Annotated in this window: 14 protein-coding genes; 8 read left to right on the top strand and 6 right to left on the bottom strand. The window is 59.1% G+C overall.

The window, feature by feature from the left end; genetic code table 11:
* The first annotated feature begins 23 nt into the window (after nt 1-23).
* Nucleotides 24-971, top strand: coding sequence for an HD-GYP domain-containing protein (locus QD336_RS08875; protein ID WP_499170283.1), 948 nt, complete (start codon nt 24-26; stop codon nt 969-971).
* Here QD336_RS08875 and QD336_RS08870 read toward each other — a convergent pair.
* Both QD336_RS08870 and QD336_RS08865 read right to left on the bottom strand, forming a co-directional pair.
* Nucleotides 968-1,477, bottom strand: a complete 510-nt coding sequence (locus tag QD336_RS08870) for a GNAT family N-acetyltransferase (RefSeq protein WP_499170281.1) — start codon at nt 1,475-1,477, stop codon at nt 968-970. The genes QD336_RS08875 and QD336_RS08870 overlap by 4 nt on opposite strands.
* Entirely contained in the window at nt 1,477-3,666 is a 2,190-nt protein-coding gene (locus QD336_RS08865) for an anthranilate synthase (RefSeq protein WP_499170280.1), read from the bottom strand. Before QD336_RS08865 ends, QD336_RS08870 begins: the two co-directional genes overlap by 1 nt.
* Nucleotides 3,667-3,948: 282 nt before the next feature.
* Here QD336_RS08865 and QD336_RS08860 point away from each other — a divergent pair, with 282 nt between their 5' ends.
* Nucleotides 3,949-4,857: an extensin family protein gene (locus QD336_RS08860; protein WP_269340454.1), complete on the top strand. Its 909-nt coding sequence runs from the start codon at nt 3,949-3,951 to the stop codon at nt 4,855-4,857.
* 56 nt (nt 4,858-4,913) lie between these two features.
* On the opposite strand, the gene QD336_RS08855 is transcribed toward QD336_RS08860, so the two are convergent.
* On the bottom strand, nt 4,914-7,157 hold the full coding sequence (locus QD336_RS08855) for a TonB-dependent hemoglobin/transferrin/lactoferrin family receptor (RefSeq protein ID WP_499170278.1): 2,244 nt from the start codon (nt 7,155-7,157) through the stop codon (nt 4,914-4,916).
* A 356-nt stretch (nt 7,158-7,513) separates the two neighbouring features.
* On the opposite strand from QD336_RS08855, the gene QD336_RS08850 reads away from it, so the two are divergent.
* Together QD336_RS08850 and QD336_RS08845 are read left to right on the top strand one after the other, a co-directional pair.
* A complete protein-coding gene (locus QD336_RS08850) occupies nt 7,514-8,035 on the top strand; it encodes a TIGR00645 family protein (protein WP_269340456.1) in 522 nt (173 codons plus the stop codon).
* Nucleotides 8,036-8,134: 99 nt separating this feature from the next.
* Entirely contained in the window at nt 8,135-8,851 is a 717-nt protein-coding gene (locus tag QD336_RS08845) for a helix-turn-helix transcriptional regulator (protein WP_269340458.1), read from the top strand.
* A gap of 31 nt (nt 8,852-8,882) precedes the next feature.
* On the opposite strand, the gene QD336_RS08840 is transcribed toward QD336_RS08845, so the two are convergent.
* The 3 genes from QD336_RS08840 to QD336_RS08830 form a co-directional block, all read right to left on the bottom strand.
* Complete coding sequence (locus tag QD336_RS08840; RefSeq protein ID WP_499170277.1) at nt 8,883-10,034, bottom strand: DUF2333 family protein; 1,152 nt, start codon at nt 10,032-10,034, stop codon at nt 8,883-8,885.
* A gap of 240 nt (nt 10,035-10,274) precedes the next feature.
* Nucleotides 10,275-10,727, bottom strand: coding sequence for a pseudoazurin (locus QD336_RS08835; protein WP_499170275.1), 453 nt, complete (start codon nt 10,725-10,727; stop codon nt 10,275-10,277).
* Between the two features lie 113 nt (nt 10,728-10,840).
* Complete coding sequence (locus tag QD336_RS08830; RefSeq protein WP_269340461.1) at nt 10,841-11,422, bottom strand: thymidine kinase; 582 nt, start codon at nt 11,420-11,422, stop codon at nt 10,841-10,843.
* A gap of 344 nt (nt 11,423-11,766) precedes the next feature.
* Here QD336_RS08830 and QD336_RS08825 point away from each other — a divergent pair, with 344 nt between their 5' ends.
* From QD336_RS08825 to QD336_RS08810, 4 genes are all read left to right on the top strand, one after another.
* Nucleotides 11,767-12,669, top strand: coding sequence for a choline ABC transporter substrate-binding protein (locus QD336_RS08825; RefSeq protein ID WP_499170274.1), 903 nt, complete (start codon nt 11,767-11,769; stop codon nt 12,667-12,669).
* 289 nt (nt 12,670-12,958) lie between these two features.
* Nucleotides 12,959-13,810: a choline ABC transporter permease subunit gene (gene choW, locus QD336_RS08820; RefSeq protein ID WP_331284178.1), complete on the top strand. Its 852-nt coding sequence runs from the start codon at nt 12,959-12,961 to the stop codon at nt 13,808-13,810.
* Entirely contained in the window at nt 13,807-14,853 is a 1,047-nt protein-coding gene (gene choV / locus QD336_RS08815) for a choline ABC transporter ATP-binding protein (RefSeq protein ID WP_499170273.1), read from the top strand. The genes choW and choV overlap by 4 nt, the downstream gene beginning before the upstream one ends.
* 544 nt (nt 14,854-15,397) lie before the next feature.
* Nucleotides 15,398-15,718, top strand: coding sequence for an ArsR/SmtB family transcription factor (locus QD336_RS08810; protein ID WP_003524068.1), 321 nt, complete (start codon nt 15,398-15,400; stop codon nt 15,716-15,718).
* Nucleotides 15,719-15,833: the final 115 nt, after the last annotated feature.

Below are 15,833 nucleotides of genomic sequence, written 5' to 3'. Positions count from 1 at the left end.
GGGAAGAAAAATGAAAGCGTCCGATGCTTAAACGAATTTCCACCCAGCAGCTGACGCTCGGCATGTTTATCGAAGCGGTCGAAGGGACCGTTTCGGACCAGAGATTTTCAAGGCGGCACCGCTTTCTTTTGCGGCATGAGGAATTGATGCGTCAACTGAAAACGAGCGGCGCCGAAAACATCATCATCAATACGGCCAAGGGAAATGATGCCGAAGGCAGCGCGCAATCCGCCGGGGCGGCCCTGACGCGATCCGACGATTGCCCGGAAACCATCGCCGCCATCACCCATGCCGTGCGCTCGGCAGCTGATGCGATTGCCGGAACCTTTGCCGCTGCCGAAGCCGGCGGTTCTGTTTCGCTGAAGGGCATGGCTGCGGCTGCGGGCAGGATTTCCGATGCCGTGCAGACCAACCCGGCGATTTTCATCGGCGTTACCCGCCTGAAATCGAAGGATGAAACGACCTTCGTGCATTCGGTGTCCGTCAGCGGCCTGATGATCCATTTCGGCAATTATCTCGGGCTCGACAGGGGAACGGTCGATCTGCTCGGCATCAGCGGGCTGCTGCACGATATCGGCAAGGTGGAAATTCCCTCGGCGATCCTCAACAAGGCGGAACGGCTGAGCGCCAATGAGCGGGAGATCATCAATCTTCATCCCGTATTCGGCCGGGAGATCCTGTCGCGCAATGCGAACATGCCGGAAATGGTGCTCGATATCTGTTTCAACCATCATGAGCGGATGGATGGCGGCGGTTATCCGAGCGGCCGTGCGGGTGACGAGATCAGCCTCTACACGCGGATCGCGGCGATCTGTGACGTCTATGATGCCGTCACCTCGGTCCGGCCTTACAAGACGCCATGGACGGCGAATGACGCGCTGACCTGGATGCTGCGGCGGGAAGGGCATTTCGACTTGCCGCTTCTGAAGAAATTCGCGCTGTGCATTTCCGCCTCGCTGCCGAGGGGTTAGTTGCCGAAGACGATCGCCATGTTCAGGCTATCTATGTAACGCCCATCGATCGAAACGGCATCACGGGCCCGGCCCTCATGCACGAAGCCGATCTTTTCATAAAGCGCAATTGCTCTCGCATTGTCCGCATGCACGCTCAGTTCCACACGATGCAGCCCGAATTCGCGCGCGGCATCGAGCGTCTGCCGCATCAGCCGTCCACCCAGCCCCTTGTCGCGATAGGCGGGCAGGATGCCCATGCCGAGCGTGCCGCAATGGGCGCGGGTTGCCCTGTCCTGGCGGCGAATATCGCACCAGCCGGCTACCTCGCCATCCGCAATCGCCACGAATTGCGGATGGTCGTTTTCGATCATGTCGAGAACGAAGGCGCGGACCGAATCGACCGGCGGCGCCTCCAGAAAGCTCAGATATTTCCGCTCGCGCGACACCGCATCGAGAGCACGGTGAAAACTTTCAACGTGCTCCGCCCGGATCGGCTCGATGCTGATGGTGTCGGCAGAAACCATTACGCCGCTTTCGTCTTCGCCTTGCGGGTCAGATGCACCACGACATTTTCAATCATCCGCATGCCGGCGTCCTGGCCGAGCGTCATGATCGATTCGGGGTGGAACTGAACGGCGGCCACCGGTTCCTTGGCGTGTTCGATGCCCATGATCGTGCCGTCCTCGCTTTCCGCAGTGATGATGAAATCACGCGGCAGGGTGGCTGGGTCGGCGAAGATCGAGTGATAACGGCCAACGGTCACTTCCTTGCCGAGGCCGGAGAAGACGAGGCCGGGTTCCAGCACGCGGATACGCGAGGGCTTGCCGTGCATCGGCACCGCAAGCTGGCGCAACTCGCCGCCATAGGCCTCCGCCAAAGCCTGAAGGCCGAGGCAGACGCCGAAGATCGGCAGGTCCCGGGCGCGGGCGGCCTTGATCGTCGCCTTGCAGTCGAAATCCGTCGGGCTGCCCGGTCCGGGAGACAAGACGACGAGGTCCGGCTGGAAGCGGTCGAACACATCTGCCGCCACCGGCGTTCTGACGGTGGAGACGGTTGCGCCCGTCTGGCGGAAATAATTCGCCAGCGTGTGCACGAAACTGTCTTCGTGGTCGACCAGCAGGATCTTGACGCCGGTGCCCACCTTGGCGGCATCGCGCTTGGTGGCAGCGGCGTTGGTGCCCCTTGCGTCACGAATGGCGGCGATCATGGCGGATGCCTTCAGTTCGGTTTCTGCTTCTTCTTCCTGCGGATTGGAATCGTTGAGCAGCGTCGCACCGGCGCGCACTTCGGCGATGCCGTCCTTGATGCGGATGGTGCGCAGCGTCAGGCCGGTATTCATGTCGCCATTAAAACCGACCATGCCGATCGCACCGCCATACCAGGCGCGCGGGCTCTTTTCATGACCTTCGATGAAACGCATGGCCCAGAGCTTCGGTGCACCGGTGACGGTGACGGCCCAGGCGTGGCTGAGGAAGCCGTCAAAGGCATCCATGTCGTCACGCAGGCGGCCCTCAATATGGTCCACCGTGTGGATGAGGCGCGAATACATCTCGATCTGGCGGCGGCCGATGACCTTCACCGAGCCCGGTTCGCAGACGCGGCTCTTGTCGTTGCGGTCTACGTCCGAACACATGGTCAGTTCGGACTCGTCCTTCTTCGAGTTGAGCAGCTTCAGGATCTGCTCGCTGTCGGCAATCGGATCGTCGCCGCGCTTGATGGTGCCGGAAATCGGGCAGGTCTCGATGCGGCGGCCGGAGACGCGCACGAACATTTCCGGCGAAGCGCCGACCAGATATTCCTGATGGCCGAGATTGATGAAGAAGGAATAGGGCGAGGGGTTGATCGCCTTCAGGCGGCGCGAAATCGCCGATGGATTGCTTTCGCAGCGTTCCATGAACTTCTGGCCGGGAACGACCTCGAACAGATCACCGCGGCGGAAGCTTTCCTTGGCCTTCACCACCAGCTCGGAATATTCGCCGGGGCGGTGGTCGCCCTTGGGCGGGATGGTATCGGTGGTCTTGAACGGATCGGGGGCGATGTCGGAGGACTTGCCATCCGTCGTCACGCCGCCCTTTTCGAAATCATAGCGGTCGATCCAGGCCTTGGCGGAATAGTGGTCGACGACGAGGATTTCGTCGGGCAGGAACAGCACCATGTCGCGCTGGTCTTCCGGGCGCGCAAGCGACAGCTTGATCGCGTCGAACTGGAAGGCGAGATCGTAACCGAAGGCGCCGAACAGGCCGATGGCTGAATCCGCGCTCGAATAGAAGAGATCGACGATGGCGCGCAGTGCCGTGAAGACGGTCGGGATTTTCGAGCGTTCTTCTTCGGTGAAGACGCGGTCCGGTTCGTTGACGGTGAGATCGAGGCGACGGATGGAGGAGGCGCCGAGGGTGAGATCGGGCGTCGCCTTCAGCTTTTCGGTGATGAAACCGAGCAGCACTTGGCCGCGGCCATTATAAGCCTCGATCCACATCTTGCGACCGAAACAGGAGATGCCGAGCGGCGGGTCAACGATGGCCGTATCCCAGCGGGTGTAACGGCCGGGATATTCATAGTTGGACGAGAAAACCGCGCCGCGATGGGAATCGAGCTTTTCGATGTAATTATCGATGGCGCTGGCGTAATCGGCGGGCCGGCGCTTTCGGCTGACCTTGATGCCGCCTTTCGTCTCGTAGGTTTCCGCTCCGTCATCCTGAATGATCGTTACCATTTCTTTCGCACTTCCCGTTGTTCAGGCCCGATGACAGGCGGCAAAATAACAAAAAAGCCGCCTGAAAATTCGGGCGGCTTGGACTTTGTCTGAAGACATGACTGGTCAAGGCCGCGAAAAGCTGCCCCACCACCAGTTAGCAATGTTCTTAGACACGATGTTCATGGGAAAATTGTTAGCGCGCACGGTCCGCCTTGGCAAGCGGATTTCGGTGAGGGAATGAACCTTACGGGCCGCCGCGGCGTTGCACTCCTGCCGAAACGGTCAGGAGTGCCCCGAAAAATGCTTCATCGCCTGTGTCTTCTGGTAACGAGCCTTGCATTGATTTCCGCTTCCGAACCGCCGGCGCAGGTGCCGGTGCCGCAGCCGAAACCGGGTGAGGGGCAATCCGCCACCCCTTCGGAAAAGCCATCGGATGAGAAGCCGCCAGGCCCGGCGGAAGCACCGAAACCGGCCCCGAAGCCGCAGCTTCCGGAAGGACCGCGCGCGGATGGTGAAAAGACACCCGCTGACAAAGGTTCCGGCGACGCCAAGAAGGAAGGCGAGGGTAAAGACGATGGGGAACAACACAAGCCGGATGGCGAGGCGGCCAAACCCGACGAAAAGCCGCCGGAGCCGGTGAAGCCGGAAGACCCGGCCGCACTTCAGGCCTGCCTTGGTGCATTGAAGGAGATCGGTGCGGAGTTCAAAGAGCTTGAGCCGATCCGCGACGAGGAACAGGGCTGCGGCATCGAAGCGCCCGTCGAGCTTTCCGTGGTTTTACCCGGCATCAAGCTGGAGCCTTCCGGCACCATGCGCTGTGAAACGGCGCTGGCCCTTTCCCGCTGGACGAAGGAGATGATGCTTCCGGCCGCGGCCCTTGCCATGCCAGAGAAGAAGGTGACAGCCATCGCCAATGCCTCGACCTATATCTGCCGTAACCGCAACGGAGCGGCAAACGGCAAGATTTCCGAACATGCCAGGGGCAATGCGGTCGATATTTCCACGATCTCCTTCGATAAGGGCGAGCCGCTGGTGATGAAACCGCGCGGCGAGGACGGTGCGCCGGAGGGCGCTTTCCAGCGCACCATCACCGCCGCGGCCTGCCTGTTCTTCCGCACCGTTCTCTCCCCCGGCAGTGATGCCACCCATCAGGATCACCTGCATCTCGACGTGCTGGAGCGAAAAGGCGGCTATCTCTATTGCCGCTGACAAAAAAAGGGCGACCCGAAGGCCGCCCCGACTGGAGATGATTATCCTGTCCCGGTTTAGAACTTCTGGGTCAGGGAGATTTTGAAGGTGCGTCCCGCTTCCGAATAGAAGTCGACCGGCTGGTTGACGGTGCTGACGGCATTGGGGTTGATGTCGCGGACGCCGACGGCATTCCAGTACTTTCTGTCGAACAGGTTATAGATGCCGGCCTGGATGCGCAGGCCCTTGGCCTGTTCCGGCTCCCACCAGCCGGTCAGGTTGAAGATGCCGTAACCGGGCGCATCGTAGGTGTTGGCCACTCTGTCGTCACGCATGCCGGACGAGAAGACGCCGGTCAGTTCCGTGCCCCAGACGTCCTGCTCATAGCCGATGCCGACGATCGACTTGAAGGGTGCCACCGTGCGAATGAATTCGTTGGTGTCGGTATCCTTGCCATAGGCATAGGCAAGCGAAGCATGGGCGAAGAAGCCGTTTGCGAGCTCCTTGCGGACCTTGGCCTCGACACCGGAGATTTCGACATTGTTACGGTTGCGATAGGTGAACAGGCTGCCCGGCGAACCTCTGAAGGAGAAGAGGCTGGTCGTCGTCGTATATTGCTCGATGAAGTTCTTGTACTTATTGTGGAACAGCGTCAGGCTTCCGGAAAGATCGCCGGAGGCGTAATTCGCGCCGATCTCGAAGCCATTGCTCGTTTCCGGGTTCAGTTCGGAATTGCCGATGACCGCATATCCGCCCGAGCTGATATTCGAGAAGTTCAGATAAAGCTCGTTGATGGTGGGTGCGCGGTACGCCATGGACCATTGCGCGAAAAGCTGCAGTTCCGGCGTGAGGTCATAGGTCGCGAGCAGTTTCGGCGAGAAGCGGGAACCGCTGTTGCCGCTCGGCAGGCCGAAGGTTCTGTAGCCGCTGTTGCTGGATACCGAGCCATCCGGATCGTAATCGTAGGAGTCAAAGCGCAGGCCGGGGGTCAGGCGGAAACCGTTACCAAAGGCGATTTCATCATCGAGATAGAGCCCGAGGCTCTTGCCGCTTACATCCGGCATGTCCGACTGCGATGAAGACGTCACACCGGCCGTGTTTGCATAAAGCGCCTGGCTGAAATCGGTTGTCATGGCATTGCCGCCGAAGCGGACCGTGTGCTGCACGCCGCCGAGTTCGAAACCGGATTCAAGGCCGCCGACGATGCCGAACGCGCTGTTGCGCATGCTGTCTTCACGAATATAGATCGAATTGTTGGTCAGGCGGTCGCCCGCACCGGACTCCTTGGAAAGACGTGTCCAGTAGAGCGAGAGATCAGCGGCGTCGATCAGGCCGTCGGTCGAAGGCGCTTCGTATTCGTAATCGAGCGAGACGCGATCGCGCTCCGTATTCTCGTGGCCCCGATAGTCGCCGATCCGGTAGGTCGATCCCGTGCCGGTTACGCTGACGCTCTGCAGGGTCTTCATGTCGCTGCGATTTCTCAGCGAATAGCGCTCGGCCGTCAGGCCGATGCGGTGGCCGCCTTCCAGATCCTGGCGGATCTTGAACAGCAGGTTGCTTTCGTAGGTGTCGGCGGGATTGGGCTTGGTACGGCGCATTCCGTAGACATCGTCCGTGCCCTTGTTATCCGTCTCGTTGCCGCGCTTGTACGAACCCTGGAACAGGACCGAGGTGTTCTCGATCTTCTTGGCGACGGCGAGCGACCCGCCAACGCTTCTGTCTTCGCTGTCATAGGTGGTCTTGGCGACGCCACCCCAATCCTTGCCTTCGCCGATCAGGTCTTCCGGCTCAAGCGTGCGCAGCACCAGCGCGCCGCCGAGAGCGCCGGAGCCGATGCGGCTGGAATCAGCGCCGCGTACCACGTCGACAGTTGAAAGCGAGGAAAAATCAAAGCTTGAATTCGTATTGCTCAGAGTGGTGGTGGCCTGACCCTGGCGGGCGAAGTTTTCGAAGAAGGGAACGGGGATATTGTCGATCAGGGTCACGACACGGGCGCCGCCGAGGCCGCGAATGAACAATCCACCCGGCTTGCCGGGTTTGGCATCCACATAATCCACGCCCGGCTCAGTGGTGTTTCCGAGGTCCTTGATGCTGCCGATGTCTTTCTTGCGGATGTCTTCCGCGCTCGTCTGGCTTGCGAGCGGCGTTTCGGCGGCGGCATTGGCGCTTTTGACGCGCTTGCCCTTGACCACGATCTTTTCGAGCGTGGTGGCGCCGTTTTCCTGCGAAGCGGCATCCTGCGCCCGTGCTTGGCCGGCAAGGGAAAGAAGAGACATGGCAGTGCACAGAAGCAGCGCGGATTGCGTGCGTGAAATGGACATTAAATACCCCCGGATATGCGCGCAGATAAGCCACGGCGCGCAAAAACGCGCCGCGCTCAGCGCGGCTGGACATGTTCTGATTTGTTACGGGCGAGCCGATACGCGACGACTAAAAAACATGAGGCTAACTGTCAACATATTATATATGACTCTTTGCATCATGTTTTAAAGCAAAAGGATATGTTGCAAAAATATTACGTTTGCCGGGTCCCGGCCAAAATGATCGGCCGAGGTGAAAACACCGTGATGTTGCCAAAGTCCCGACATTGCCGCTTGCTAGGATATTCGCAGCCAGTTTACATGGCGAAAGAAAAACATGCCCCATACAATAAACAGATTATTAATCGGATACGGAAATGAAGTCTCTTGAACTGCTCGTCGAGCGGATCATTCTCTCCAGCCGCTGGCTGCTCGTCGTCTTTTATCTAGGGCTCGTCGCCGCACTCGGTGTTTATGCCTTTTCTTTCGCGCTTAAATTTCTGAAAGTTGCGAAGAATGTTTTCACCTACGATGAAGCGGACATGATCCTCGCCATGCTCGGTCTCATCGACGCGGCGCTGGTCGCCAGCCTGATCGTCATGGTGATGATCTCCGGCTACGAGAACTTCGTCAGCCGCTTCGATGATGCGGATGCCGAGGTTTCATTTCTGGGCAAGCTGGATTCCGGCAGCCTGAAGATCAAGGTCGCGTCGTCGATCGTGGCGATCTCGTCGATCCACCTGCTGCAGATCTTCCTCAACGCCAATCAATATTCGGACAGCAAGCTGATGTGGTTCACCATCATTCACCTTGCTTTCGTCGTCTCGGCGGTCATGCTCGGTTTTCTCGAAAAACTGATGGCCAAGCCGAAGGACAAATCCGAAAAACTGGTGCTTTGATCAGGATGGCCCGCCCGATATGAAGGTCGCAACCCCGTTTAGCCATGCCGCATGTTTCTCGTTCCGGGCATCGCGCCCGGGCGTGACGAGGGTGCGTGAATGGTGAAGACGGAGCGCCAGGCGAGACTTTGCGAGGCACTCTCGGCCGCGACCGACAAGTCCCAATGGCTGGAGGCGCTGCAGGAGGTGATGCGCGCCTTCGGTTATGCCTATGTGACCCTGCTGCGCTTGCCGGGCGGCCAGAACCCCTACGCCTTGCCGACCGTGGCTGAAAGCAGCCTGCCCATCTGGGTCGTGAATGCGATGACCAAGGATGGCGCGCTGGGGGATTGCCCGGTCATCAAGCGCGGCGCGTCATCAATGATGCCGCAATATTGGTCGCTGCAGGATCCGGACATCGCCTGCGGGCCGTTGGTGGAAGCGGCGGCTTCGCTCGGCAGCATGGGCATAACCTCCGGTCTCATGGTGCCGGTCCACGGCATGTACGGCAACCGGCACCTGCTGAATTTCGCGGGTGATCGCGATCTCCTGCCGCAGGCCTCGCTGAACGAACTCGGCATGATTGCGCTGCACGCGCTGGAGGTCTATGACCGCCTTTGTCGCAACGGCGCCAAAGGCCCTTCGCCATTGACCAAACGAGAACTGGACGTGGTGCGCTGGACGGCGCAGGGCAAGACATCGGTGGAAATCGCCGGGCTTCTGTCCATCTCGGAGCACACCGTCAATACCTATATGAACAACGCCATTCGCAAGCTCGATTGTGTCAATCGAACACAGCTCGTGGCCAAGACCATACGCCTTGGCCTGATAAACTGATCGATGCCGCCGCTCGCAAAGCGCCGCCGGCTTACCGATCGAGAACCGAGCGAAGCTCAACGAGGTTCGAGCGAACCCGCAGAACGTAAAATCCCATGGTGGCAAGGTGCGAAGGCATGATCCAGCCGCTTTCCTCGCCGTTGGAAATGATTGCCGGCTGGATGCGCAGCGCAGCGCGCGTCTGCATCAGCGTGTCGTTCCAGAGGTTGGTCAGGTTGCGCTCGCGAATGACCTGCGCGAAGTCCGATCCGGCGGCGGAAAGCACGCCGTAATAGCCATAAAGCTGGCCATAGGCGAACCAGAAACGGTCGTCGGCGCGGGTGTCGAACCAGCCGCCATTATAGTTTTCCGAACGCTCGCGCAGGATCGCCGATGTCGAGCCGATATCGCCGGCGATACGGTCGATGAACTGGATCAGGTTGTCGGCGCGGGTATCGAACACGGCCTTGCAGGCGGTCAGTTCGCCGTTGAAGGCCTGGAAGCTGCGGATGGCGGCGCGGTAATAGGCCGGGGTCGGCGTCTTGGGGCCAAAGGGATCGAGACCGAAATACCAGGAATATTCGCTGAACTGCATGTTTCCGCGGGCTTCCTGGAGATTGTTGTTGATGCCGGAGGTTCCGCGCACGCGGCCGAGCGTATCCACCAGTTCCACCGAGGTGCGGCGCACCGCCTGGTTCACGCCACGCTGGAACGAGGCCTTGTTATCGAGAAACGGCGTGCTGTCCCAGTCCATGCCGAAGAGGCCGAGGCGGTAAAGCAGCATGGAGGAAATCCATGCGTTCTGGTTGACGTTGAAATCGGTGAGATCGGCGGCCGCATCGACGATGGCCGAGCGCTGGCAGACGGGCGCGGAGGTATTGGCCGCTGCGCCGGTTGCACCGCCCGTCGGGGCGGCGGCGGGCAATTCCTGTCCGGCGGGCACGGTGCGTTCTTCGAGCTTGTAGCGCGCTACGTAATCCGGGTCGAAATTCGTCCAGACCTGCGTTTGCCAGACGAAATATCCGTAAAAACCCGCAAGAAGAATGACGATGACGGCAATCGGACCCTTGATGAGCCAGTTGCGGCCGCTGTACCAGCCATGGGCGGCCATGAAAGGCCACAGGAGCCATGCGACGAGAAGACCGGCGGCCCTGCCGATGGCGCTGAAGGCTGCCTGAATCAAAGCGGTGATCCGGTCTATCATGTCGTCATAGTCTCCTCTGCCCGTGGGGCTGGACGCCGGAAGAAAAATCCGCGGTCCGGCCGGGCGCCCTTCGGCGCTTCGTCAAACCGCGGTCATTTACTGTCTTCCAGATATGTCCCGGTCAACCGGGATACAACATGATTGCGAAACTTTTCTCAACCTGCGGTCCGCGCCGGCGGTGACGGCATTCTTACAATGCCGAGGGAATGTGGGCCGTCGCGGAACCGGAGGGATATGCGCTTAGAGGCCGAGTTTGGCGATTTCGGCGTTCAGCCGGTCGCGTGCCTTTTTCGGTAATTTGCTGTTCTTGACGACGTCCAGATTGGCGGGTGCGGCATCGCCGACGACGACGAGCGCGACCATGCCCATGCCGAGATGCGGCGTGCATTTGATGACATAGGCGCCTTCCTTCTCCACCGTCACCTTCACGGCTTCGTTCATCTTGCCCTTGAAATCGGCGGCACCCTCGGGGATCATTTCCTTGACGGCTGCCGCATCATGGCCCTTGTCGACGGGAACGAAGGTGATGACATCGCCGACGGCTGCCTTGACGGTTGCGGGTTCGAAGACCATCGCCTGACCGTCGCTGCCCTTGTTGAGCATCTTCACTTCGATTTCAGCCGACAGGGCGGGGAAGGCAAAGAGGCCCGCGGCGATGGCGAGGCTGGCGAATTTGGCAGTTTTGTTCTGCATAATTTTGCTCCTGAGAGAAAGCACATCCACGCGAATGTGTCGCTGTCGTCTTAGCGCAGGAGCCGGGGAGCCATCTTTGCGAAAAATCAAATGCGGCAACCGGACGCAGAAGGTCAGCCGCCGTTAAATGTTTCCACCCAGTGGCGGCGGCAGTAGGAAACGTATTTTTCGTTGCCGCCGACATCGATCTGCGCACCTTCCGTCACGACCTTTCCGTCACTGCCGAAGCGCGCCACCATCGTCGCCTTGCGGCCGCAATGGCAGATGGTGCGGATTTCGCGAAGCTCGTCGGCAATGGCGAGCAGTTCTTTCGAGGCCGGGAAAAGCTTGCCCTGGAAATCCGTGCGCAGGCCGTAGGTCATGACCGGAATGTTCAGCTTGTCGGCAATATTGGCAAGCTGCCAGACATGGTGCTCGGAGAGGAAATTGGCCTCGTCGATGAAGACGCATGCGACGGGTGCTTCGGCATGGAGCGTCGATACCTCGGCGAACAGGTCGGTCTTTTCATCGAAGGTCCGGGCTTCGGAGGACAGGCCGATGCGCGAGGCGACGCGGCCGACGCCAGCCCGGTTGTCGAAGGCGGCCGTGAAGATCAGCGTGCGCATGCCGCGCTCCTGATAATTATAGGACGCCTGCAGCAGCATGGTCGATTTGCCGGCATTCATCGTCGAATAATTGAAATAGAGTTTTGCCATTATCCACTCCCGGAGCGACTTCAATCGGCACACCGCGCCTCACGGAACCGATTCCGTTTTCCGCGCCGGTGCTGCAATCAGCGCCTTTTGGCCGCGAATATGCGGCTTGAAAAGTGCCGGAGCGGGAAAAACACAGATTTTCCGCATGTGGACAGGGCACGCATGCGGCCGCGGAACGGCGTAATTTTTCATTGTTTTGTCGCAAACGGTGCGCGGAAGCACGCAAATGCGCGCGAGTTGATTGTGTTCGGCAGATATTGATAATGGCAAGGGAACAAAAAAGGGAGCAAGCGATGTTTGCAAATAGAAGTCGCTGTCTGGCCTTGGCCACAGCAATCTCCGCTATGACGTTCAGCGCGGCCGGCGCCGCAGAACCTGCCAGTTGCGGCACGGTGCGGTTTTCCGATGTGGGCTGGACCGACATTACCGCGACGACGGCGACGGCCACGGTGCTCCTGAAAAGCATGGGTTATGAAACCGACGTGAAGCTTCTTTCCGTGCCGGTCACCTATACATCGCTGAAAAACAAGGACATCGACGTCTTCCTCGGCAACTGGATGCCGACCATGGAAGGCGATATTGCGCCTTACCGCGCGGACAAGTCGGTCGAGACGCTGCGCGAAAATCTGGCGGGCGCCAAATACACGCTGGCGACCAACGCCAAGGGTGCAGAACTCGGCATCAAGGATTTCAAGGATATTGCCGCCCATAGCGCTGATCTCGGCGGCAAGATCTACGGCATCGAACCGGGCAATGACGGCAACCGTCTGATTCTCGACATGGTGGCCAAGGATACGTTCGGGCTGAAGGCTTTCGAGGTGGTCGAATCCTCCGAGCAGGGCATGCTCTCCCAGGTGGCCCGCGCCGAAAAATCCGGCGAGCCGATCGTCTTCCTCGGCTGGGAACCGCATCCCATGAATGCGAATTTCAAGCTGACCTACCTGACCGGTGGCGACGAGGTCTTCGGCCCCAATCTCGGCGGCGCGACGATCTACACCAATGTCCGCAAGGGCTATGTCGAGGAATGCCCGAATGTCGGCGTCCTTCTCAAGAACCTGCAATTTTCCCTGCCCATGGAAAACGAGATCATGGGCAAGATCCTGAATGACGGCCTTGAAGGCGAAGCGGCCGCAACGGCCTGGCTGAAGGCCAATCCGGCGGCGATCGAGCCCTGGCTCGCCAACGTCAAGACCAAGGATGGCAGCGCCGACGCCCTGCCGACCGTAAAGAAGGCACTGGGCCTTTAAGCCGCAAGACTATGCATGACTGCATCCGGCCTGCGCGGCAGGTCGGACGCAGCGGGAAATAACGATGCCCATGCATGGCCTTGCCCGCGAATTTTCTCGCATCGAAGGCCATGCACCTGCACCGCGTTCGGCAGTTTCGCTGCCGGCCGTCGTTTCTGCATTGGCGCATTTCCGGTCAAACGGCGGCGGCGCCAATGCTCTATTTCTCTGTTGTCTGCGCAATTCCGGACGCAAACCGCTCTGCATTTTTGCTGGAATTGCTCTCGTTCACGAAAGGTCTCTTCTTACCGTGGAATGGCTCAGCGCTCCTGAAAACCGCCTGCCCGTCGGCCGATATGCCAAGGAGGCCATCGATTGGCTGACCGGCAATCTCGCTTTTTTCTTCGATTGGCTTTCCTTCATTTTCCAAAGCGTCATTAACGCCCTGCTTTACGTGCTGCAGGCGCCGCATCCGCTGATCATCGTTGCGATCGTGACGGCGCTTTCGGCCTGGACGCGCCGCTCGGTCGGCATGCCGGTCTTCACCGCGCTCGGGCTGCTGCTCATCATCAATCTGGGTTACTGGAAAGCGACGACGGAAACGCTGGCGCTGGTCATGGCCGCCAGCGCCGTATGCATGCTCATCGGTATACCGCTCGGCATATTGGCGGCGCGGCGCAAATGGATCTATGCCGGCATGCGCCCGGTGCTCGATCTGATGCAGACCATCCCCACTTTCGTCTATCTCATTCCGGCACTGGTGCTGTTCGGCCTCGGCATGGTTCCGGGGCTGATCGCCACCGTCATCTTCGCCATTCCGGCGCCGGTGCGGCTCACCCGCCTCGGCATCGTCTCGACGCCGCCGGCGCTGGTGGAGGCGGCCATCGCCTTTGGCGCGACACCGTCGCAGGTGCTGCGCAAGGTGGAGCTTCCCTTCGCCGCGCCGCAGATCATGGCGGGTCTCACCCAGACGATCATGCTGTCGCTGTCGATGGTGGTCATTTCCGCCCTGGTGGGCGCTAATGGTCTCGGCGTGCCGGTGGTACGCGCGTTGAACACCGTCAACATCGCCATGGGCTTCGAGGCGGGTCTGTGCATCGTCATCCTGGCGATTGTTCTCGACCGGCTTTTCCGCCTTCCCGGTACGGAGGATGACCTATGAGTGACGCCATCATTTTCGGAAATGTCGATATCGTCTTCGGTGACCGGCCGGATGCAGCGCTGCCCATGATTGACAAGGGCAGCACGCGTGACGAGATCAATGTCGAGACCGGGCTGGTGCTCGGCGTCGCCAATGCCTCGCTCTCGGTCAGTGAAGGCGAGATCCTCGTGCTGATGGGGCTTTCCGGTTCCGGAAAATCGACCCTGCTCAGGGCCGTCAACGGGCTTGCGCCCGTGGTGCGCGGCAATGTGGGCGTGAAGACCAAGTCCGGTTATGTCGATCCCTATCGCTGCCCGGCGAAAGCGCTGCGTGACCTGCGCACGCATACGGTTTCGATGGTGTTTCAGCAATTCGGCCTGCTGCCCTGGCGCAACGTTGCCGACAATGTCGGTTTCGGGCTTGAGCTCTCCGGCGTGCCGGAAGCCGAGCGCAGGCGCATGGTGGCCGAGCAGCTTGAGCTGGTGAATCTTTCCGCCTGGGCCGACCGCAAGGTGGGAGAGCTTTCCGGCGGCATGCAGCAGCGTGTGGGGCTGGCCCGTGCCTTCGCCACCGGAGCGCCTATCCTCCTGATGGACGAGCCGTTCTCGGCTCTCGACCCCCTCATCCGAAGCCGCCTTCAGGACGAGCTTCTGGAATTCCAGAGCCGGCTCAAGAAAACGATTCTTTTCGTCAGCCACGATCTCGACGAGGCCTTCCGCATCGGCAACCGTATCGCCATGATGGAAGGCGGGCGCATCATCCAGTGCGGCACGCCGCAGCAGATCGTCAAGGAGCCAGCCACGCAATATGTCGCGGATTTCGTGCAGAACATGAACCCGATCTCCATGCTGACCGCCGCTGACGTGATGAAGCGGGGCGTGGATGAACGTAATGGCCGGCTGGCCGTTGCCGCTACCGCCCGTCCGTCATCGCCGCTGATCGATATTCTCGATGCGCTGGCGAAACATTCCGGTGCGATCGGTGTCGTCGACAATGGCGCGATTATAGGCACGATTTCGGCGGACGAGGTTGTGGCGGGACTGACCCGTCACCGCAAAAAATAATAATTTGCCTGGGCGGGACAAGGGAAAGGCCTTCCGTTACGGAAGGCCTTTTCTCTTTGCAGCAAGGTCTTTGCACTGCAAGTTATACCTTCCCACGGTAGCAAAGAATATTTTTGATATCACAAGTTATGCATGAAAATAATTGCTAATAAAAATCATATTGCAAACTTAGAGAAAATTGCGCAAAGTTAAACTAGATTCTGTAGCCCGCTGCAAAATTTAAGGTGGTAATAGATTGTCGCCAAAAATTCCGGCACTGGGCATCAAGGTTTCGTCGCTTAACTTTTAATCGCTTATTGCTTATAAATACTGCTGCTAATACATGAGTTTAACGTTGAATTAATAAAAAATAGGCAAAAAGCCGATAATTTTGTCACAATGTCTTAAGTAAATAACCGATGAAGAATAGTCTTTGAAAGGGACACGATATAAGCAAGATTTAGGTATATACAACGTATCAACCGAATTATAAAAACGCCTTTTGGAACACCTAATAATAGCCACCATGACCGTCTTTCCGACTGTCATCAGGAGACTTGAGCGTATGGATAACCAATCTCTGTCGGAACATAGCATCGCCGCTGCAGACTTGCTCTCAGCGATGGCGAATCCCAAGCGCCTGATGATCTTGTGCACGCTGGTGGATACGGAAGTGCCGGTCGGTGTTCTCGCCTCTCAGGTTGGTCTCAGCCAATCCGCTCTCTCGCAGCATCTTTCGAAATTGCGTGCCCAGCGGCTGGTGAAGACACGACGGGATGCGCAGACCATCTATTATTCCAGCAACTCCGAATCCGTGAAGAAAATTCTCGCCTCCCTCGAGGAAATATATTGCCAGGCGCAGAAGAGCAGCAAGACTGCAGCCTGATCCCACGGCCCAGTTAAGGCCCGGCAGCACTACTTGATTGAAACCGGCGTACGACGCCGGTTTTTCTTTTTTTCCCGTTTTTCTTCTTCAACTGTCGTCCCGGCCTCGATGCCGG

The organism is Rhizobium sp. BR 250 (genome assembly GCF_047445855.1).
Classification (GTDB): Bacteria; Pseudomonadota; Alphaproteobacteria; order Rhizobiales; family Rhizobiaceae; genus Agrobacterium; species Agrobacterium tumefaciens_I.
This window is presented reverse-complemented; position numbering and strand designations above follow the sequence as displayed.

What these genes read in the sequence shown, in the direction of transcription:
- QD336_RS08875 (WP_499170283.1), top strand. Translation starts at nt 24, where the DNA reads ATGCTTAAACGAATTTCCACCCAGCAGCTGACGCTCGGCATGTTTATC.
- QD336_RS08870 (WP_499170281.1), bottom strand. Translation starts at nt 1,477, where the DNA reads ATGGTTTCTGCCGACACCATCAGCATCGAGCCGATCCGGGCGGAGCAC.
- QD336_RS08865 (WP_499170280.1), bottom strand. Translation starts at nt 3,666, where the DNA reads ATGGTAACGATCATTCAGGATGACGGAGCGGAAACCTACGAGACGAAA.
- QD336_RS08860 (WP_269340454.1), top strand. Translation starts at nt 3,949, where the DNA reads ATGCTTCATCGCCTGTGTCTTCTGGTAACGAGCCTTGCATTGATTTCC.
- QD336_RS08855 (WP_499170278.1), bottom strand. Translation starts at nt 7,157, where the DNA reads ATGTCCATTTCACGCACGCAATCCGCGCTGCTTCTGTGCACTGCCATG.
- QD336_RS08850 (WP_269340456.1), top strand. Translation starts at nt 7,514, where the DNA reads ATGAAGTCTCTTGAACTGCTCGTCGAGCGGATCATTCTCTCCAGCCGC.
- QD336_RS08845 (WP_269340458.1), top strand. Translation starts at nt 8,135, where the DNA reads ATGGTGAAGACGGAGCGCCAGGCGAGACTTTGCGAGGCACTCTCGGCC.
- QD336_RS08840 (WP_499170277.1), bottom strand. Translation starts at nt 10,034, where the DNA reads ATGATAGACCGGATCACCGCTTTGATTCAGGCAGCCTTCAGCGCCATC.
- QD336_RS08835 (WP_499170275.1), bottom strand. Translation starts at nt 10,727, where the DNA reads ATGCAGAACAAAACTGCCAAATTCGCCAGCCTCGCCATCGCCGCGGGC.
- QD336_RS08830 (WP_269340461.1), bottom strand. Translation starts at nt 11,422, where the DNA reads ATGGCAAAACTCTATTTCAATTATTCGACGATGAATGCCGGCAAATCG.
- QD336_RS08825 (WP_499170274.1), top strand. Translation starts at nt 11,767, where the DNA reads ATGACGTTCAGCGCGGCCGGCGCCGCAGAACCTGCCAGTTGCGGCACG.
- choV (WP_499170273.1), top strand. Translation starts at nt 13,807, where the DNA reads ATGAGTGACGCCATCATTTTCGGAAATGTCGATATCGTCTTCGGTGAC.
- QD336_RS08810 (WP_003524068.1), top strand. Translation starts at nt 15,398, where the DNA reads ATGGATAACCAATCTCTGTCGGAACATAGCATCGCCGCTGCAGACTTG.